At 65.0% G+C, this 19,084-nt stretch carries 21 protein-coding genes; 10 read left to right on the top strand and 11 right to left on the bottom strand.

All coding sequences use genetic code 11. From position 1 onward, the window contains the following. The first annotated feature begins 87 nt into the window (after nucleotides 1–87). Nucleotides 88–309: a hypothetical protein gene (locus HTZ84_RS06630; protein WP_174679951.1), complete on the top strand. Its 222-nt coding sequence runs from the start codon at nucleotides 88–90 to the stop codon at nucleotides 307–309. Nucleotides 310–456: 147 nt separating this feature from the next. On the opposite strand, the gene HTZ84_RS06635 is transcribed toward HTZ84_RS06630, so the two are convergent. Then, complete coding sequence (locus HTZ84_RS06635; RefSeq protein ID WP_174679952.1) at nucleotides 457–675, bottom strand: helix-turn-helix domain-containing protein; 219 nt, start codon at nucleotides 673–675, stop codon at nucleotides 457–459. Next, nucleotides 668–1,804 carry an MEDS domain-containing protein gene (locus HTZ84_RS06640; protein WP_174679953.1) on the bottom strand — a complete coding sequence of 379 codons (1,137 nt, stop codon included), beginning with the start codon at nucleotides 1,802–1,804 and terminating at the stop codon, nucleotides 668–670. Before HTZ84_RS06640 ends, HTZ84_RS06635 begins: the two co-directional genes overlap by 8 nt. Before the next feature lie 906 nt (nucleotides 1,805–2,710). On the opposite strand from HTZ84_RS06640, the gene HTZ84_RS06645 reads away from it, so the two are divergent. The 4 genes from HTZ84_RS06645 (at nucleotide 2,711) to HTZ84_RS23190 (ending at nucleotide 7,452) form a co-directional block, all read left to right on the top strand. After that, a complete protein-coding gene (locus HTZ84_RS06645; RefSeq protein WP_174679954.1) occupies nucleotides 2,711–3,724 on the top strand; it encodes a transcription initiation factor IIB in 1,014 nt (337 codons plus the stop codon). Nucleotides 3,725–4,037: 313 nt separating this feature from the next. Beyond that, nucleotides 4,038–4,319 (top strand): HalOD1 output domain-containing protein, encoded by a 282-nt coding sequence (locus HTZ84_RS06650; protein ID WP_174679955.1) that lies wholly within the window; start codon nucleotides 4,038–4,040, stop codon nucleotides 4,317–4,319. 335 nt (nucleotides 4,320–4,654) lie between these two features. Beyond that, nucleotides 4,655–7,099 carry an MEDS domain-containing protein gene (locus tag HTZ84_RS06655; RefSeq protein WP_174679956.1) on the top strand — a complete coding sequence of 815 codons (2,445 nt, stop codon included), beginning with the start codon at nucleotides 4,655–4,657 and terminating at the stop codon, nucleotides 7,097–7,099. 80 nt (nucleotides 7,100–7,179) lie between these two features. Next, nucleotides 7,180–7,452: a UPF0058 family protein gene (locus tag HTZ84_RS23190; protein WP_394353295.1), complete on the top strand. Its 273-nt coding sequence runs from the start codon at nucleotides 7,180–7,182 to the stop codon at nucleotides 7,450–7,452. A 302-nt stretch (nucleotides 7,453–7,754) separates the two neighbouring features. On the opposite strand, the gene HTZ84_RS06665 is transcribed toward HTZ84_RS23190, so the two are convergent. Further along, complete coding sequence (locus HTZ84_RS06665; protein WP_174679958.1) at nucleotides 7,755–8,387, bottom strand: DUF7344 domain-containing protein; 633 nt, start codon at nucleotides 8,385–8,387, stop codon at nucleotides 7,755–7,757. A 202-nt stretch (nucleotides 8,388–8,589) separates the two neighbouring features. Here HTZ84_RS06665 and HTZ84_RS06670 point away from each other — a divergent pair, with 202 nt between their 5' ends. Next, nucleotides 8,590–9,447, top strand: a complete 858-nt coding sequence (locus HTZ84_RS06670) for a triphosphoribosyl-dephospho-CoA synthase (protein WP_174679959.1) — start codon at nucleotides 8,590–8,592, stop codon at nucleotides 9,445–9,447. Beyond that, nucleotides 9,444–10,118: a DUF447 domain-containing protein gene (locus HTZ84_RS06675; RefSeq protein ID WP_174679960.1), complete on the top strand. Its 675-nt coding sequence runs from the start codon at nucleotides 9,444–9,446 to the stop codon at nucleotides 10,116–10,118. Before HTZ84_RS06670 ends, HTZ84_RS06675 begins: the two co-directional genes overlap by 4 nt. A 39-nt stretch (nucleotides 10,119–10,157) precedes the next feature. On the opposite strand, the gene HTZ84_RS06680 is transcribed toward HTZ84_RS06675, so the two are convergent. Then, a complete protein-coding gene (locus HTZ84_RS06680) occupies nucleotides 10,158–11,159 on the bottom strand; it encodes a hypothetical protein (RefSeq protein WP_174679961.1) in 1,002 nt (333 codons plus the stop codon). A gap of 182 nt (nucleotides 11,160–11,341) precedes the next feature. Here HTZ84_RS06680 and HTZ84_RS06685 point away from each other — a divergent pair, with 182 nt between their 5' ends. Then, a complete protein-coding gene (locus tag HTZ84_RS06685) occupies nucleotides 11,342–11,536 on the top strand; it encodes a 30S ribosomal protein S17e (protein WP_008895224.1) in 195 nt (64 codons plus the stop codon). A gap of 145 nt (nucleotides 11,537–11,681) precedes the next feature. Here the strand turns inward: HTZ84_RS06685 and HTZ84_RS06690 are convergent, their stop codons facing one another. After that, entirely contained in the window at nucleotides 11,682–11,939 is a 258-nt protein-coding gene (locus HTZ84_RS06690; protein WP_174679962.1) for a hypothetical protein, read from the bottom strand. Nucleotides 11,940–12,102: 163 nt separating this feature from the next. Between HTZ84_RS06690 and asd the strand changes: the two genes are divergently transcribed. Together asd and HTZ84_RS06700 are read left to right on the top strand one after the other, a co-directional pair. Beyond that, the gene (asd, locus tag HTZ84_RS06695; RefSeq protein ID WP_174679963.1) at nucleotides 12,103–13,137 is read left to right on the top strand and encodes an aspartate-semialdehyde dehydrogenase; all 1,035 of its coding nucleotides are present in this window, start codon (nucleotides 12,103–12,105) and stop codon (nucleotides 13,135–13,137) included. Nucleotides 13,138–13,247: 110 nt separating this feature from the next. Further along, a complete protein-coding gene (locus HTZ84_RS06700; protein ID WP_174679964.1) occupies nucleotides 13,248–13,712 on the top strand; it encodes a DUF7344 domain-containing protein in 465 nt (154 codons plus the stop codon). Between the two features lie 87 nt (nucleotides 13,713–13,799). On the opposite strand, the gene HTZ84_RS06705 is transcribed toward HTZ84_RS06700, so the two are convergent. The 6 genes from HTZ84_RS06705 to HTZ84_RS06730 all read right to left on the bottom strand — a co-directional run bounded on the left by HTZ84_RS06705 (nucleotide 13,800) and on the right by HTZ84_RS06730 (nucleotide 19,058). Then, nucleotides 13,800–14,243, bottom strand: a complete 444-nt coding sequence (locus HTZ84_RS06705; RefSeq protein WP_174679965.1) for a universal stress protein — start codon at nucleotides 14,241–14,243, stop codon at nucleotides 13,800–13,802. 197 nt (nucleotides 14,244–14,440) lie between these two features. Continuing rightward, on the bottom strand, nucleotides 14,441–15,406 hold the full coding sequence (locus HTZ84_RS06710; protein ID WP_254611719.1) for a D-2-hydroxyacid dehydrogenase: 966 nt from the start codon (nucleotides 15,404–15,406) through the stop codon (nucleotides 14,441–14,443). Nucleotides 15,407–15,503: 97 nt separating this feature from the next. Beyond that, complete coding sequence (locus HTZ84_RS06715; protein WP_174679967.1) at nucleotides 15,504–16,334, bottom strand: CheR family methyltransferase; 831 nt, start codon at nucleotides 16,332–16,334, stop codon at nucleotides 15,504–15,506. Between the two features lie 49 nt (nucleotides 16,335–16,383). Then, nucleotides 16,384–16,815 (bottom strand): chemotaxis protein CheW, encoded by a 432-nt coding sequence (locus tag HTZ84_RS06720; RefSeq protein WP_008895231.1) that lies wholly within the window; start codon nucleotides 16,813–16,815, stop codon nucleotides 16,384–16,386. Nucleotides 16,816–17,121: 306 nt separating this feature from the next. Next, nucleotides 17,122–18,273, bottom strand: coding sequence for a chemotaxis protein CheW (locus HTZ84_RS06725; protein WP_174679968.1), 1,152 nt, complete (start codon nucleotides 18,271–18,273; stop codon nucleotides 17,122–17,124). Then, a complete protein-coding gene (locus tag HTZ84_RS06730; protein WP_174679969.1) occupies nucleotides 18,270–19,058 on the bottom strand; it encodes a ParA family protein in 789 nt (262 codons plus the stop codon). Before HTZ84_RS06730 ends, HTZ84_RS06725 begins: the two co-directional genes overlap by 4 nt. Nucleotides 19,059–19,084 lie beyond the last annotated feature (26 nt).

Consider the following 19,084-nt stretch of genomic DNA (forward strand, 5'->3'; position numbering starts at 1 on the left):
CCTCGAGCCCTACTGACTGTAATAAAGGGCCACTATGTTCGGACGGAGACTTTTCAGTGCGACGTACAACCCCGACGTAGAACCAGCATGGGCCGTCCCAACGAGTACGCCGGCGATATGCGCTGGGGATGGGAGTGTCCCCGCTGCGACGCGGACGTATCGGTCGCCAGAGACCCCGGGTCGGAGACGTTTCACTGGGTGTGCCCCACCGAGGACTGTCCGTCGGTCGGATTCGGCTTCGCCTCCCGGCGGCGGGCGCGCCTCGCCCTTCGCGAGTACCGCGAGGCCTACCAGAACATCTACCGCTGATCGAAGCCGTCGAATTCACGACTTTCGGAACGGCGGCTCCCGTCAGTATCCGGATCTATCGTGCAGGTGACTACAGAGGATGAGTACAGCACTGGCTGGAACACGGTCGACTGGATATCCAATCGGCAGTTGACATACCATCTCGTATCAGTCGTCCGCCTCGTCGCGTTCGGCGAGGTAGCGCTCGACGCAGGCGGCTATCGCTTCTTGCAGGCGGATCTGAAACGCGGCCGGGGAAAGGTCGAGCGACGCGGCAATTTCCTCGCCGGCGGTACGGCGGGGATGCTCGAAATAGCCCGCCTCGTACGCCGCTTCCAGTACCACCTCGTGTTCGTCATCGATCGAGGGATTCGATGCGTCACCCATCGGTAGGAGGGTCGTATACGGTGTGAACCGTGACGTCCCAGTCGGGATACGGCGGTTCGTTCCGGCAGGTGAAACTGTCGGATGCGAGGTCGAGATCGCTCTCGTAGCCGGCGCGAAGTATCGCGTTCAGCGTCTCCCTGAACGTCTCCTCGTCAGTGAGCGTATCGGGGGCCGTCTCCGTATCGGGCGTCTCGCTCGGTGGTTTTCCGACGGCGTGAATTGTGACGTCCCAATCGGGATACGGCGGTCCGTTCCGGCAGACGTAGCTGCGTTCGAGCGCGATATCGTTTTCGTAGCCGGCGCGAAGCACTGCACTCAGCACTCTGCTAAACGTCTCTTCGTCGGTAATCGCGTCCACGGTCTCGTCGCAGGGATTGCTCTCGTCCAGAACGTATTGCGCCCGGGCGTGACCGGTCGCCTCCTCCAGCGTTCGTTCGACGTCAAGTGACGGAAGGGTCGTCCCGAGGAATTCCGTCGGCGGGGAATAATACTCGTTTCGAGCCACTATGCCGTCGGAGACGACCAGCGGATGGGTTCGAATGACGTCCGCAAGCACGGACTCCGGAAATCGCGTCCGATCGTATTGGCACAGAACGAGGCAGTCCTCCCCGCGAAAGAGGTCGTTCGCCCGGCTCTCGTACTCCATGAAGTTCCCGACCCTCGTCCACTCATCGAGGACCCAGGTCGCTTCGGCGGTCACGCGAAGCCCCGGATATTCGGCGGTCGCCTCTTCGACGATCTCGCCGGAGCGTTCGATCATCTCGTCGGGATCGAATTCGCCCGTCTGCAGGTACGTATCGGATTCCGTGCAGATTACGAGCGTCCCGGCGTCGAGGGCAGCCGCGACGTCGATCCCGCCCTCGCGCAACAGGGCTCGGACCTCCTCCGGCGTGTCGCCGTCCGCAACGTACAGACAGCGTTCTCCCCGTTCGAGCCCCTGCTGGAGGAAGGGAACGACCGTCTCGAGCCGCTCGTCTCGAGTGTCGTAGATCAACGCGAGGTGTCCGGCCGTTTCCGCCTCCCCGTCGTGATGATCGCCCCCGCCGCTCTCGTCCCGTCGGTGAGGGTTCGTTTCCAGTGCACCCTCGAGGCCGAATCGGTCGGGCGTCTCGGTGTGAGAGGGGCTCATAACGGTTCCGGGGTCGAAGTGCGTTCTTCGTTTCCGTTCTCCTCTACGTCCGGTGATTCGAGACCTCTCGGATAGTCGTTTGAAGCGTTCGATCCCCCGTCAGAACGATCTCTTATCGAATTGTTTCTCATTGGAACCAATAGGTCTCCGTGGGACTGGGTGTCACTCCCCGACTATCGTTGATCACTCTATCGCTATTACGGCGCCCCGCTATTTAGAGTTAGCAACCGGTGAAAAGACGGCCTCTTATCGCTGGCTTTCGGCCTGCTTTCGCTGGAATCCGGTCGGCCAAGTGAGAGAGGAACCACACGGGTTCGATTACGCGCTCCGAGTTCGGAGCCGCGGTCGGGAGTTTCCGGAGAGCCGGCCGGAGGGGGTGACGGAAGGGCGACGATGAGCTATCGAACGCGACGGCGAGTCCGTCCCACGGACCGATGTGGTATCCGTATTTAACCGCTCCGTACCGAACGTGGTTCCGTGACGGGCAGTGGTTCTGCGGCGTCACTCGGGCTCCGAAGCGGGACCGCTGGGCTCGCAGCCGAGGGCGATGGCCGGCCGTTCGCTGACGTCGCGACGTTCGTCGAGTCGCGGTCGACAGCGGTACCTGATACCTGCCCCGACTGCGGGGGAGAACTCATCGTTACGGCGTCGTGTAGCGTTCCGAACGAGAGCCCGGTCGCCGTCCGGCTCACCCGTACGGCGATGTACGATGGGACCCGAATCGCGACGTACGTTTACGACCCGGAAGCGGACGATCTGTCCCTCGAGTTAGAGGAGGAACCGCAGATGCTCGTCGGTGACTGGGGTGATGAGCAGTGATACTCGCTCGGCATCCGCTTTCGAATCGATCGGTTGACGGGGCCGCGTTCGAGCGTAGCGTCGATGGGTAACGCGAACGTCGTGATCATGGTTCAGAGACCGAATCAAACCGCAGAGAAGACGTCGCCGAACGATACGAGCGCCCGATCGGAGCGGCGACGAGTCGAGGAGGCGCCCGATGCCAGCGAGCGGACCGTCTGTCCGGAGTGCGAGTCAGCGAGTCTTCTCCGCGATGGCGACCAGCACGAGGTCGTCTGCGGTGAGTGTGGACTGGTTGTGGTCGATGAGACGATCGACTACGGACCCGAGTGGCGGGCGTTCACGGAGGCCGAGCGAGAGGACCGGTCGCGCGCGGGTGCTCCGACGACGGAATTGCTTCACGACAAAGGTCTCACCACGACTATCGATTGGCGCGACCGGGACGCTGCCGGGCGGATGATCGAGGCCGGACAGCGGGACCGGGCCCGGCGCTTACGGATGTGGCAGCAACGGGCGCAGGTCGGCGACGCTCGCGAGCGTAACCTCCGGCAAGCACTCGGCGAACTCTCCCGGATGGCCAGCGCGCTCGGCGTGCCTCGATCAGTCCAGGAAATCGCGAGCACGCTGTATCAGGAGGCGCTGGACGCCGACCTCCTTCGCGGGCGGTCGATCGAGGGGATCGCGACGGCGGCTCTGTACGCGGCGTGTCGGCAAGAGGATGTCCCGCGAAGTCTCGATGAACTCGCACGGGTCTCCCGCGTGGACCGGCGGCGGATCGGACGCGCGTACCGGTACATCGCCCAGGAACTCGAGCTCGCGATCGAACCGATCGATCCGGAACTGTTCCTGCCCCGGTTCTGTTCGGCGCTCGAGCTCGGCGAGGAGACTCGTCGGGAAGCGCAGCTGATCGTCGACGTCACGGCCGAGGAGGGCCTTCACTCCGGCAGGTCACCCGTTAGCATTGCGGCCGCAGCAGTCTATCTCGCCGCCCGCCGCTGTGGTCGGGACCGTTCTCAAGAGGAGGTTGCGGACGTGGCACAGGTAACGGTCCCGACGGTCCGTCACCGATATCAGGAGCAGGCCGAGGTCGTCTCTGACCGAGAACTGACGGCGGACGGTTGAATCGGTGCCCTCTATCGGTCGTCACCACGCTCGGCGGGAGAGTACGAAGCCGCTCATATCGGTGATCGGGTCGCGGTTCGGTGTCAGTCCGTTCGTCGACCAAGGCGGCACGTGCGCAGAGACACCGGATACCCGACAGGTTATCACTTCCCTACCGGATTAATCCGGTATACGCGGGTGGGATTTCACTGTCCTCCGACAGCAGCCATCGTATCTGGTCGATGGCAGTGTGTCCTCCGTACTGCGAGCCGTGCCTACAGTACCGGAACTATGGTCGACCGGTTTCACACCGATTCGTGTGGACGGTTCCCTAATGTCCGACGACGCCAAGATCACGTGTGCATACGAGGCTGGGACACCACCCAGCCTCGCGATCGTGCGCGCCATCGCGGCCCTCGAGAACACCGACCCCACCGCGTTGCCGGCCGAATGTGGGGTGCAGCTCTCCGATCACATCGATCCGGAAGCGCTCGATCGGCTCACGACTGACGCTTCTGATGTCGTCGTCACGATCGAACTCGGTCTTCACGACGAGTCCCACTATACTGTACAGATCCGTGACTCCGAGCGGCTTATCGTTACGAAAGCCGGCTGATCGGATTCGTACTCGGCGTCATCCGATCCGGTGTTCTATCACGACCGCTGTGGGAACGGGTACGGATCCGTGTTCGGTGACGTAGCGTGATCGATCTCGGCACGCGGCGGGAAGACGTTCGTCCGTTCGACGGGTTCGGAACGGACGTCACCGACGAGTTCGGCTGACCCGCGACCGCGTTCCGAGCCCTCGGCTTCGGAACATACAATCGCGGCCGGATTTGATAGTCGCCAGTCCATCTAATGCCTATGCTTTTAGGCCTCTCCGTCGAAGTACGAGCGCGAGAGCGAGTAGGAGAGAGAACATGTTACCGCGCAAAAGCCCGGTTTCGAACCGTGGACCATCGTACTAGAGCCGCCCGAGCGAGCAGACTCGGTGCGTTATCGTCGCGGCCCGAATTTCAGGGGCCCGTCGAACCGCTCGGCGAGCACGCCTCGACCGAACATCTCTCCCTGATCTACGAGTCTCGTGAACAGCAGTTCGCCGCCGTGATTCCGTTCCTCGAACAGGGGCTCGAGCGGGGCGAACGCTGCCTCTACATCGCCAGTGAGAACGAGCGAACCGACGTGGTAGACGAACTCGACGCGGCCGGGCTGGACGCGGCCGACGCGATCGATAGGGGCCAACTGGTCGTTCGCTCCCTCGAAGAGATCTATCTTCCGGATGGGACGTTTGACCCCGACGAGACGCTCGCGTTTTTCGCCGACGCCCTCGAGAAGGGCGTCTCCGATCACGACGCGCTCCGTGTAACCGCCGAAATGAACTGGATCGGACGGAGCGATACGGCGGTCGATGACGTTATGGAGTACGAGACGCGGGTGAACGACCTGCTTCACGGACAGGAGGCGATCACGCTGTGCCAGTACGACCACGACCGATTCTCCGACGCAGTGATCCGTGACGTTCTCGAGACCCATCCCCACGTCATCTACGAGGAGACGATCAGCCGGAACGTCTTCTACTCCGCGTCGCCGGCGGAGGTTTCGGAGCGCGATCGCGATCAGAGACCGGATACGGACCGGCTGCTCGAGGGGTTAGTCGAGGCCACCGAGGCGAAGCGCGCGCTTCGAGAGCAGGTTCGGTTCCTCCGCGATCTGAACACCATCACGGCCGGATCGGACGAGTCGGACGAATCGTTCGAGGAACGCCTACAGCTGCTGTTCGATCTCGGTTGCGACCAGTTCGATCGCGACCTCGGAGTGGTTGCACACGCCGATCGCGAAACCGGACGATTCGAAATCGACCGGACGAACGGCGACCACGAGTACTTCGAGCCCGGTGCCGAACTCCCGCTCTCGGAGACCTACTGCGAAACTGCTATCGACAGCGGAACCGTCGCCGATGACCTGCTCGATGAGAACGGGTCCGAGGACGTCACCGTCCTCACGGAGTTCGGGTTGCAGGCCCCGATCGGCACCTACGTCGAGGTCGACGGAGACCGTAATCGGATCCTCTTCTTCGTCAACTCGCAATTCCGGGAACGACCGGTCTCGAGGGAAGAAAAACGGTTCCACGCGCTGCTGGGCCGCTGGCTGAAAGTCCGGCTCGAACAGCGCCGGCAGATCACGACGCTCGAGCGGGAGAACCAGTACAAGGACTTCGTTTCCGACCTTCTCGGAGCAGTGATAGCGGAACCGACCCGTTCTCGGATCGAGCAAACGGTCTGTGACCGGGTCGCCGGGTCCGCGTTCTACGACGCGGCCTGGATCAGCAACCGACCGGTAACGGATCAGCGACCGACGCCGACGGTGTGGGCCGGTATCAGCGACGAGACGATCCGGCTGGCGACCGATACCGATCCGGGTCAGACTGCGTCGATACGGCCGGAGTTCCCGAGTCGCGCGGTCGATACCGGACAGCCGGCGGCGTGTCAGTTCGGAGACGACGCGTCGGTCGTCGACCGTTTCCACCGGCAGCTACGGGACCGAGGGCTCGACTCGGCGCTGGCGGTTCCGCTCGAGTACGAGGACACGTGTTACGGCGTACTCGTGGCGTACGCCGACGGGTCGGCTGCGGTTACCGACCGGCACCAGACGATGCTCGCGGAGGCCGGAAGACGGATCGGGTTCGTGATCGCGGCAACGGAGCGCAAGGAGGCGCTCGTTACCGACGAAGTCGTCGAACTGGAGGTTCGAGTCCGCGATCCCGAGCACTTTTTCTTCGCCGTGACGGCCGATATCGACGTCACGTTCGCGCTCGAACAGGTGATCACGCAGTCCGACGGGGATTATCTCGTCTACGTCACGGCGATCGGCGTCCCGCCGGAGGCGGTAGTCGAGCGTGCCGAACGGTCTCCGAACATCGATCACGTGCGCGTCGTGGAGGAACGTGAGGGGGACGCACTCGTGGAGTTCGTATTCGCGGGGCCGACGGTCGCGGAAACGTTCGCGGAGTACGGAGCGACGGTCACGGCCGCGCGTATCGCGGACGGTACTGGAACCGTAACCGTGGAGTTACCGCAGACTGCGGATGTGCGAGCTGCCGTCGACGCGTTTCAAACGACGTTTCCCGACTCGGAGGTCGTGACCAAACGGCACCGCGATCGGCCGCTCACGACCGAGCGGGGGTTCCGACACGCCGTCGCCGATCAGCTCACCGAGAAACAGCGAGAGGTGCTGCAGGCGGCCTATTTTGCGGGGTACTTCGAGCACCCGCGGCGATCGACGGGGAACGAGATCGCAGACACGCTCGACATCTCATCGTCGACGTTTCACCAACATCTGCAGGTCGGGCTTCGGAAGCTTCTCACCGCGGCGTTCGACGACGGGAACGACGGGTGACGCTCGGTTTCCGGGTCCCGTCCCACCGGAGTGCTGAGGTAGTCGACTTACGGCCTGTGACGGCGTCAGGCATTGGTATCATGCGGAAAAGCGAGTTTATCCATCTGCACGCACTGTTCGTCGAGTTGCGGTGGTATCTCGGCGAGTCGGGACCCGTCCCCGTCGGAGCGTTTACCGCATACGACGAGTATAACGTCGGCCCGACGGAGATCCATCGGCGGAAGGCGCAGCATCACGAAGCGGTGAGCCGCCTTCGAAGCGGTGTTCAGCGGACGATCGAAGTCAGAGAGCAGACCGTGACTGAGCCGCCGATGTCGGCGCCGACGGCGAACGCGGACTCGATAACCCACTGACGGAGACCGAACCGGGATCAGCAATCGGATCGAAGTCTCAGATAGGAACTACTGCGGGAACAGACGATTCTCGAGAGCGAATACGACCAGTCGCGTCTCCACCGGATTCAGACGGTATAATAGCTACGGCCGTCCGTAACGGAGCAACGAACGGGTCGGGATGATCCGTCCGACCCAGCGAGAAAGACCACACCATCTACCCTACAGGCACCCACCGTGGTACGATGAGGGACCCGTTACCGGTCACCTCATCTCCATTCCGTTCCGGACGGCGTTTCTCAGTTCGCGCCTACGTTCTCCTTTCACGTGTCTTCCGCCGGTCGATTCACTTCGGCAATCGTCACGTCCCAGTCCGGATAGGATGGCCCGGTGTCGCAGCTGAATGAACGCGCGAGTTCGACATCGGCGTCGTAGGCGTCTTTCAGTGTCGATGTCAGTGCGGTAGTTACGGTCTCTTCGTCCGTTCTCGACTCACGCCGCTCTCCCGTCTCGAACTCTTCAGTTCTCGCCTGCTCGAGCCACGTCCGCTTCGGGAACCCGTCCCGGTACCGGATCGTCTCGCTCTCCGAGTCGTAGTCGATAATATCGTGATCTTCCAGCTTCGGAAGATGCTCGTGGTGAAGTGCGATTTCGATTTCCTCCCTGTGATCGTTCGTGGGCTCGGTCTCGAGTCGCGTCTCCCAGTTAGCGAGTTGTGTCACGACCGCATCGAACCCCACAACATCGTCGGACGCCGTCTGCAGGTAGTACAGCGCGTATCGACGGCGGCGATCAGCCAACAGTTCGAAGAGAACGGTAAGCGACTCGGGGTCGGTCGTGCAGGACGTGTCCATCGTGTCATTACGTAAATGATGTGTGGTCAATACTTCCGCTGCTTGGGTACTCAACTGTTTAAAGATCCTGTTCGCGGCGTGACAACAGAGGAGAGTCACCACCGCTGAGAGCCGAGAAGTGTCGCGGCGTTCCGTTCGCAGGACGGGTGACTGATGCGGGTGTCTGAATTCCGTTTCAAGGATCGACCGTATCCGGTAAGGCCGCAAACCGAGACGGCTCCGCTCCGGCCGCGGGCCGCGATCCGAATCGAACCGCCGTTCGAAGAAACACACGCCTAAACCCGACCGGACCGTACCTGAAGCCATGACAGCCAGAACGCCAGCGGCGAACGCACAACTGGCGCTCCTCCTCGAGGTCGCCGGCACGCCCAAACCGGGCAACGTCGACCGGCGCCGCGACCTCGAGGACCTGCGATTCGAACACTTCCTCGCGGGGGCCGTCGGCGCCCGCGACGGCCTCGAGATAGCGGCGAACGGCGGCGCGGTCGGCGCTGCCTTCGAACGCGCCGTGGCGGGGATGGCCGGCCAGCGCGGCGGCAACACCCAGTTCGGCTCGCTGCTGTTGCTCGTTCCGCTCGTCCGCGCGGCCCGCGAGGACCTCTCCGCGCCCGTCGTCGAGGCCGTCTGCGAGGACACCACCGTCGCCGACGCGGCGAACTTCTACCGGGCGTTCGACCACGTCGACGTCTTCGTCGGCGATCCGCCCGCGGACATGGAGCCCCTGGACGTCCGCCGCGGGAGCGACGCCGTCCCGGCCGTCGAGGACCGAGGGCTGACGCTACTGGACGTCATGAGCCGGAGCGTCCCGGGCGACGACGTCGCGCGCGAGTGGGTCGAGGGCTTCGAACGCTCCTTCCGGGCCGCCGAACGCCTCGCCGCGGCCGAGGGCCCGCTGGGTGACCGCACCGCGGCCGTCTTTCTCTCGCTGCTCGCCGAACGGCCGGACACGCTCGTCGCGAACCGCAGCGGCGAGGCCGTCGCGCGGGAGGTCACCGACCGCGCGGCCGAGTTACTCGAGCGCGAGGCACTCGAGACCGACCCCGACGCGGTGGAGGCCTTCGCAGAGGAGCTCGTCGCCCGCGGCGTCAACCCGGGGACGACCGCCGACATCGCGGCCGCGGGGCTGTTCGTCGCCCTCGAGCGCGAGGCGGTCGACGTATGACCGGCGACGAGTCGGGGTCGGACGCGCTCGAGACGAGCGGCGAGGACGTCGACTCCGTCGCGTGGCCCGTCTCGCTGTCGGGGGTCACCGAGACCGTCGTCGCCACGCGCGGGCCGAACGGGCTGTGGAACCTCGCCGCGCTCGGCCTGTTCGCGCCGGAGCGGAGCGACGTCGCGAACGAGGATCCCGAGGGCGACTCGAGCGAGGGCTCCAATCTCGTCACCGCGCGCACGTGGGGGTCCACCCGCACCCGCGGGAACTTCCGCCGACAGGGCGAGGGGTACGTGCTGTTCGTCGACGATCCCGTCCTCTTCGCCGACGCCGCGCTCTCGATCGTGGAGCGCGAAGCGCCGGTTCCCGACGCTGCGAGCGCGTGGGCCCGCGTCGCCGTCGAGTCGCTCGAGACGGGCGTCGACGAGGGGACCGAGTGGGAACGGTGGACCCTTCGGCCCGTCGAGGCCGCCGTCGAATCGACGGCGGTGCCGACGATCGACCGCGGGTTCGGCGCCGTCGTCGAGGCCACCGTCGCCGCCTCGCGGCTGGGCGTCGCCGGCTACGACGACGAGGACCTCCGGGAGCGCCTCGAGTACTACGCTTCGGTCGTCGACCGCGCGGGCGGTCCGCGCGAGCGCGAGGCGCTCGAGCGCGTACGCGAGCATTCGTCGTGGTGATGCCGACGGTGCGACGAGCGGTCGCGATCGAGAGCGACCCTACGCCGTAGTATCACCCGGAGTCTCGGCCGTACCGTTGCTCCCTTGACGGTCCTCGTCGATCGGTTCGTCGTTCTCGGCTTTCACGACGATCTCGCGGAACTTTTCGGAGCGGTCCGTGAGTGCGTGTTCCGTTTCTTCGTCGGGCGTCCGCTCGCGCTGCTCGACGAGGAACGTCGTGATCACGACCGTCTTCACCCACGGCTTGACCAACCCGGTGTGGACGATCGCGACCAGTCCGGCGACGATCAGCCACGAGATCGCCTCGAGCGCCGTCGGCAGGACGTCCAGCGCCGCCGAGACCGGTGCCAGCAGCGTCAACAGCACGAACGACAGGGCGTACATTCCGCCGACGATAACCAGCGTCGAGCCGAGCACCGTCTTCCAGGCCTGGGCGTAGAGGACGAGCCCCTCTCGAGCCGACTGCCAGCGGTTCTCGTTCCCGTCGACGAACATGTAAGCGATGATCGCGTTATCGAGGTACCGGACCGCCAGCACGATCGACTTCTGGACGATCGCGAGCAGCGTCTCGAGTTGCTGCGGGATCGGAACGGGAATCAGTTCCTTGAGCCGCGCCGTCGCGCGGGTGAACTGCTTGAGCACCGCATCGACCAGCGTGCTGACCCCGAACAGCCCCGTCGCGGAGAGGAAGTACTCCCGAACCTGATTCACGCCGTATCTGATCTGGTTGTCCGGCGCTTCGCCCTCCTCGACGACGTGTGCGATCACGGCGACGTGACCGGCCTTGACCATGTACAGCAGGTACCGCTGTATCAGCCGCCAGACCGCCGCGAACGTGACGAGTCCGACGATCATCACGCCCGCGACGGCGAGCAGACTCAGGCCGCCGTCGCCGGCGACGACTCTGAGCGCCAACCAGCCGACGAGGCCGAGATATATCACGCCGAAGAGCGCGAACAAGACGCCGATTCCGAACTGGAGGAGAACGTACGGGAGCGTTTTCCGGTATACGCTCGTCGCTTCCTTGAAGTGCAGTCCCATCGCCGCCGTTTGCCGCCCCTTTTCTTTTAAACCCACCGTCGGATCGTCTCGGGAAGCGAGTCCCTCGAGCGACCGCCGAACCGCTTCGGGGTCGCGAGACCGCCGGCTACGCGTGACAATCCACGTGATCACCCACTAGCGAAAATGGTGCGTTATAAGAGCCTCTAGACGGAAGGGCCAATATGGCAATCAAACCGGCCTACGTCAAGAAGACGGGGACCATCCTCCTGGAACGGTACCCGGACGCGTTCACGACCGACTTCGAGCAGAACAAGGAAAGCGTCGAGAAGCTCACGAACGTCGAATCCAAGGGCGTTCGCAACCGCATCGCGGGCTACGTCACCCGCAAGAAGAGTTCGCAGGCGGCCGCAGCGTAATCAGAGCGTTTTCTCTCGGGTTTCGCGGCCGTGAGCCACCGGTATCGCGACTGATAGTGACGGGTAGCGTCAGAGGTGAGCGGGAGAGCCGTCGACGAACGGACGGCGCGTCGGGGTCGGGGTCGAGTTCGAGTCGGCAGAACGGTCAGTGGTCGAAGCCGGAGTCCATGAAGAGGGCGACGATGAGCGCGCCGATGGCGAAGAACATGGTCAGCATGAAGCCGACCGCGCCGGTGACGATGTTCATCTCCGTGCCGACGACGAACAGTTCCATCCCCTGAAATCCCGTCCAGGCGAAGACGACGGCGACGAGAAACAGGATCACCGAGACGACTGCGGCCCCGGTCTGGAACAGGCCGTCGAACGGGCCGATGCCGCTCGAGTTCGCGGTCGAACTCGTCATCGGGACCACCCCGCGTCCGAGTCGAATCGAACGTGTTGCGTGTGCATCGGTGAATCAATTTCACTCCGTTTTCTTAACGTCTTCTATGCGCCGCGTCGAGCGGGCGCCGCTCGTGCGACGAAAACCCAAACGGTTTTGCGGACACGCAACTGAGTGCGGGAAAATGGCAGTACGAGTAGGCGTCCTCGGCGCGACCGGTGCCGTCGGACAGCGACTAATCCAGCTTCTCGACCCTCACCCGGAGTTCGAGATCGCAGCACTGACCGCCAGCGACTCCAGCGCCGGCAAGAGCTACCGGCAGGCCGCGAAGTGGCGCGTTAACAGCCCCATCCCCGACGACGTCGCCGACATGACCGTCACGGCGACCGATCCCGACGAAGTCCCCGACGACGTCGACCTGATCTTCTCGTCGCTCCCCTCGAGCGTCGGCGCGGAGGTCGAGCCGCCGTTCTGCGAGGCGGGCTACGTCGTCTCCTCGAACTCCTCGAACGGCCGAATGGACGACGACATCCCGCTCGTGATCCCGGAGGTCAACCCCGAACACATCGACCTGCTCGAGGTCCAGCGCGACGAGCGCGGCTGGGACGGCGCGATGGTCAAGAACCCCAACTGCTCGACGATCACCTTCGTCCCCACGCTGGCCGCCCTCGCGGAGTTCGGCCTCGAGAAGGTCCACGTCTCGACGCTGCAGGCCGTCTCCGGCGCGGGCTACGACGGCGTCAGTTCGATGGAGATCATCGACAACGCCATCCCCTACATCGGCAGCGAGGAGGACAAACTCGAGACCGAGTCCCGCAAGCTCCTCGGCGAGTTCGACGGCGCCGAACTGAGCCACAACGGCATGGCGGTCTCGGCCTCCTGTAACCGCATCCCGACCATCGACGGCCACCTCGAGAACGTCTGGGTCGAGACCGAAGAGGAACTGACCGTCGACGCGGCCGCCGAGGCCATGCGCGAGTACCCCTCGCTGGACCTGCGCTCCTCGCCCGACCCGCTCATCCACGTCTTCGAGGAACCCGACCGGCCCCAGCCCCGGATGGACCGCACGCTCGGCGACGGGATGGCCATCGCCGCGGGCGGCCTCCAGGAGACGCCCTTCGGGCTCCAGTACAACTGCCTCGCGCACAACACCATCCGCGGCGCCGCGGGCGCCAGCGTGCTGAACGGCGAACTCCTGCTCGAGCAGGGCTATATCTAACTGCTGAGGGCGCTCGCCGCCGTCGGCCACCGATTTTCGATCAGTCCGTTCGCGAGCATACCTGACTGATTTGGCGGGGGGCACAAGTAGGGACGACCCTTACGACGGATATGCTCCCAGTCATCTCCGATCCCGAGTCGCTGACCCCCGTTACCGGCGAGCCCGCCGGCGACGGCTCGCAGTTCGACGCGCTCGCGGATCGGCGTCGCCGGGCCGTCCTCCGATATCTGGACGACCGCGACGCGGAGTCCGTCTCGCTGCCCGACCTCGCGGACCACCTCGTGCTCGAGGACGACGCGGACGACGGCGGCGCGCTGGCCAGTTGCGGCGACGCCCTGTTCGGGACGCGGCGACGCGTCGCGATCACGCTCCGACACAGCCACGTGCCGAAGCTGGCGGACGTCGGAGCCGTCGCGTTCGATATCGATTCGAACACCGTCGCGCTGACCGAGCGCGGCGAGCAGTTGCTCGCTCGAGCGGACGATATCGACGCGGAGCCGGACGCCGAAAGCGAAGCCGAGCGGAACGCGAACGGCGCAGCCCGCGGTCGTGCCGCCGGAACGTCGACGTCGTAATCTCGGAAGGCTCGAGAAAAACGCGCTACGCGGCGACGAACCGTCGAGTACCGCGCGTTCAGGACGCTAACGATCGAGCCACACGACTCACGACTTCTCCGAAGACGACTCGAGCGGTAGCGCGACCACCGGAACTGACGCCTCCTTGACCAGCCGTCGCGCCACGTCGCCGGTCAGTAGCTCCGCAAGCCGGTTCCCCTTTCGAGCCGCGAAGACGACGGCGTCGACCTCGCGGTCCTCCGCTTCGGCGAAGATCCGCTCGACGACGTCGGTGCCGTAGAGGACCGCCGTCTCGACGGTCGCGTCGGTCGCCTCGAGCGGCCCGCGCGCGCGGCCGAAGATCTCCTCGGCGTACTCCTCGCGCTGTTCCATGCCGGCCTTGTCGGGCGCGCCGCCGGCCTTCTCGATCACGTTGACGACGATCGCCCGACTCGAGTCGGCGAGGTACGGGGCGAGCGCCGCGGCCGTTCGCTCGCCGTCTTCGGGGGTCGCGACGGGGACGAGGATCGGTCCGTCGAACGAGAGCGTCATCGGTCACCCTCCGCTCGAGTTCGGTCCGTTCGGTTTCGGTTCGTTCGGCCCCAACCCGCTCGGGACAGCGGTTCCGTTCGATCGCGAGCGCTCCGACCGCGGGATCGACGGGCGACTGCTGGTTCCATACCGGAAGTTGGTGCGGTGCCGTGAAAAAACTGCAGTCGAATCCTCCGGTTAACGGGACCGGACGGCGTTCAGGGACGGACCTGATTCTCGAGGTCCGCGTCGGGATCGTCGGCGAACCGGCGAGCGTTCTCGGCCACGATATCGGCGAGTCGCTCGTAGTACTCGGGGGTGTGTCCGGCGTTGTGGGGCGTGATCTGGACGTTCTCGAAGGTCCACAGCGGGTGGTCCTCCGGCAGCGGTTCGGGATCGGTGACGTCGAGCGACGCGCCGCGGATCCAGTTCGAACGCAGCGCCTCGACGAGCGCGTCGGTGTCGACGACCGGCCCGCGGGCGACGTTGACGAGGACCGCGCCGGGATCCATCGTCACGAACGCCTCGCGGTCGATCAGCCCGCGCGTGGTCTCCGTGAGCGGACACGCGAGCACCAGATAGTCGGTCCGCGCCAGTGCGTCCTCGAAGCCCTCGCCCTCGAAGCCGACCACCTCGTCGGTCGGGCCGCCCTTCTCGGGCGTGTACCGGACGCCGATCGTCTCGACGCCGAAGGGCTTGAGGCGGTCGGCGACCGACTCGCCGATCGCGCCCAGTCCGACGATCGTCACCGTCGACCCCTGCAGTTCCTCGGCCTGGTAGTGGCGCCACTTCCGACGGCGCTGCTGGCGCGCGCCGACGTGGAACCGGCGGGTAAAGCGGAGAATCGCGCCCAGCACGTGTTCGCCGATGTTGGGTCCGTGGACGCCCGAGGCGTTCGTCACGGCGACGCCGCGCTCCTCGAGTTCCTCGAGGGGAAGGTGGCCGGTCCCCGCGTAGGCGCAGGCGAAGACCTCGAGGTTCTCGGCGGCCTCGAGCAGTTCGTCCTCGAGGGTCATCCCGGTGACGAAGCGGGCGTCTCGAATCCGGTCGCGCTCCGCCGTCGGCGTGCGGGCGAGGTCGACGGTGCCGTCGGGCAGCCGGTCGCGGAGCGCGTCCGCGTACCGTTCGATCGGCATGCCGTGAGTTCCCTTCCGGAGCACCAGAACGTCGGTCGGCGTGGACATATCGCTGTCGACGCGTGCGAGACACATCAATCATCCCGATCGATAGCGAGCGAACGGACGACGTCGCGCTCCGTTCGGCGGTCGTCTCCGCCGGCGATCACTGCCGCCGGTAGATCCGCGACGCCCTATCGGCCGGCTCGAACGCGTTCTCGATGTTCCGCGTCAGCGATTCCGACTTGCCGATAACCAGATAGCCGCCCGGACGGATCGCGTCGGCGAGCTTCTCGAGCACGGTTCGGTGGTGGCGGTCGTCGACGTAGATGAAGAAGTTCCGACAGAGCACCAGATCGTAGGTCGATCCGATCGAATCGGTGATCAGATCGAACCGGTCGAAGTCGACCATCCGCTTGATCGAGGAGCCCACTCGGTAGGCCTCCCCGTCGTCCCGGTCGCCCGGACAGTCGAGGTAGGAGCGGTACGCGTCGAGATACGACAACTCCGTCTCGAGGTTGGACGTTCGTTGCTGTTCGTAGACGCCGTTTCGCGCCCGTTCGAGCGCGTTTTCGTCGATGTCGCTGGCGCGAATGGAGAGGCGGTGGGACGAAATCCCGGCACTTTCCCGAGCGAGCATCGCCAGCGAGTACGGCTCGCGACCGTCGGAGCAGGGAACGCTCCACGCCGAAAGCGGTCGGTCCCGCCGTTCCTGGAGCGTCTCGAGGACGCCTCGAAGCTCGTCCCAGACGGAGGTGTCGCGGAAGAACGACGTGACGTTGACGCTCAGCGTATCGAGCAACGCCGTCCGCTCGGCGCCGTCGTCGGCCTCGAGCAACGAGAGGTAGCTGCTGTAGGCGTCTCGCTCGAGACCGTTTCTCGACAGCCGGGATCGGATCCGGCGGCGGAGATACCGATCGGCGTAGTAACTCGTCGCGAATCCGTACCGGGATTCGATGTGCGAAAGGAGGCGGTCGAAATCGTCGGTGTGTGTCATGGAGTCAGCTCCGTCACGGGAGTCGGTCTCGAATGCGCTCGGGTCCGCGTCAGATCCTGATCGCGGTCGGATCGACCCAGACGACGAACTCGTCTTCTCGTCGGATGACGCCGGCGATCCCGTCCCCGTCGACCGCCGTGTTGACGACGTCGGACGCCAGCGCCTGCACCTGGTGGACTTCGTCGGCGAACCAGCCGATCCGTTCGGGCGCCCCCCGTTTGCGTTTGAAGACGATGATCCGATCCCCGAACCCGTCGTCCTCGAGCCCGAGAAGCGTCTTGAGGTTCACGATCCTGGTGGTCTCGCCGCGGAGGTCCATGACGCCCTCGACGTGGGCCGGCGTGTTCGGGATCGCGGTCAGTTCGTCGGAGTTGACGATCTCGGCGATGTAGCCGATCTCGACGCAGTAGCGGTTCTCACCGAGATCGAACTCGAGGACGTGCGTTCCGTCGGCGTCGGACTGGAGCGACTTCGTCGCCATGGTCACTGTTCGCCGCCGGCGGGTCGCCGTCGGTCGGTCGGAGTCTCGTCGCCCGTCGACGGCCGTCGGTCGGGCACTACGCTGGCGGCGCCGGTCGGTAGTCCGCACTCTCGTATCATAGTAGCTAGGCTGATATACAACAAGTTAAATATTTTTGCTATACGGATATCAATAGCCGAGAAGCGGCCGAAACGCTAATATACGCCCGTGATACCCAGATGTGGGAGACATCCATCTATGATAAGAATATGACTAAAAGTCTGAAAGCGTGTAGATATTCGAGCCGATACGGCGGGGTCGCGGACGTTACTTGATCCGCTCGATGATGCTGTCGATATCCAGCCACGAGATCAGGCTCGTGTGATCGCCGTTGGGTTTCTTGATGACCGAGTCGACGAACTCGTGGCCGTTGTCGTCGGCGCCTCGAGACTCGTCGATCTGGTCCTCGTGATACGTCGCGGCCTGACGGACGTCGGTCACCCTGATGCCGAGTTTCTGCTTGTCGTCGCCGCGGTTGAGCACGACGATGTACTGCTCGTCCGAGGGTTCGCTCCGCTCGACGTTCAACAGGGCCGTCGGATCGACGACCGCCGTGATCTCGCCGCGGAGGTCCGTGACGCCGTCGATCGCTTCCGGACCGCGCGGGAACCGGGTGATCTCTTTCATCTCCACGATCGCGCTGATGCGATCGATCGCGATCGCGTACCGGTCGTCGTTGAGCGAGAACTCGAGGACCTGAACGGTGCTCTCGTCGCTGCGGGCCGAGTGGTTCAACGCGGTGTCGTCGGCGAACATCCCGTCTTCGGCGTCGACCGCACCCCGGAGGACCGACCCGTCCCCGGACGCCGTGTCGGTCTCCAGCGCCGTCGCGTCCACGATCGGTTCCATTCCGTCGGCCGCGTCGAACTGCTGGACGCGACCGGCCGCAGCTCCGTCGCCCGCGGCTGCCGATTCCGCGGCCGGAGTGAGAGAGTGGTTCGCGCGGGTCGCCGGATCGGCGCGGGCGGCCGGCCCGCCGGCGTACGCTTCTGGTTCGGCGCCCCGTCCCGGGGCGGACGCCGCGCGAGTACCCGTCCGTGCGGCCGGTTCGGCGGCCCGGTCTCGAGGCTGCGTCGCCTGTCCGGTCGACTCGGTCGCTCGCTCGGCCGAATCGCCTGAGTGCTCGGGGACGTCGCGGGAAGCCGGTTCGGAGACGTCACCGGAACCGGACTCGGCGGCGGCCGTTTCGACGCCGTCGTCGGACCGATCGGCGCTGGCGGCGGCGTCGGTCGCGGTCGGTTCGGGGTCGCTCGAGTCGGGGTCGTTCGTCCCGGAATCGTCCGTCTCGGGCGCGGCGTCCGCGTCGGCGGCGTCGTCCGCCGCCGATTCGTCTTCGTCGCCGTTGTTCGCGTTCGCAGTCGCCTGCGATCGGGATCGGTTCCGGATCCGTTTGATTCGTTCTGCTCGTTCGTCAGTCATACTGTCATCTCCGTGGTGGAAAACTCCTCGTCGAGCGACGCCGCGACCGCTCGGAACCGCTCGCACATGTCGATCTCCTCGTCGGCCGCGAAGATCGACCGGCCGCTCGAGAACGCCCGCTGGAGGGCGACGCGTTTCCGGACCTCGAACGTGGGGACGTCGGGGACGGCCTCCTCGAACCACTCGAGCATCTCGGTCGCCTCGCCGGTGTTTTCGATCCGGTTGACGACCAGCGATTTGGCGTCGATCTGCACGTCGTGTTCCATCTCGAACGCCCGCGTGTAGTCGAACAGCAACTCGAGGGAGCGCTTGCTCGTCGATTCGGCCAGCGCCGGAATGACGAGGTTGGGCGCGGCGTACAGCGCGTTATCGGTGAGCATCCCGAGGTGGGGCGGGCAGTCGACGATCACGTAGTCGTAGCCGTAATCCGCGGCGTCGAGCAGCTTTGCGAGTCGCCGTTCGCCGTCGTCCAGTTGCAACAGCGACGCTTCGGCGGCCGTCATGTCGATGTTGCTCGGGAGCACGTCCATCTCGTCGTGGTGCCAGACGAGCTCGTCGAACGAGACCGACGAGTCGTCGACGAGCGCGTCGAACAACGTCGGCGGAGCCGCGTCGTACGCGTCGGTGAGGCCGAGCCCCTCGGTACCGTTGCCTTGGGGATCGAGATCGACGAAGAGGACGTTCCTGTTTCGCTGACTGAGCGCGCCGGCGAGAGTGATCGCCACTGTCGTCTTTCCGACGCCCCCTTTCTGATTGGTTACACAGAGCCGCGCGAGTCGCGCCATTCGGTCAACGGTTCTGCCGCATACTA

The organism is Haloterrigena gelatinilytica (assembly GCF_013342145.1).
GTDB classification, from domain to species: domain Archaea; phylum Halobacteriota; class Halobacteria; order Halobacteriales; family Natrialbaceae; genus Haloterrigena; species Haloterrigena gelatinilytica.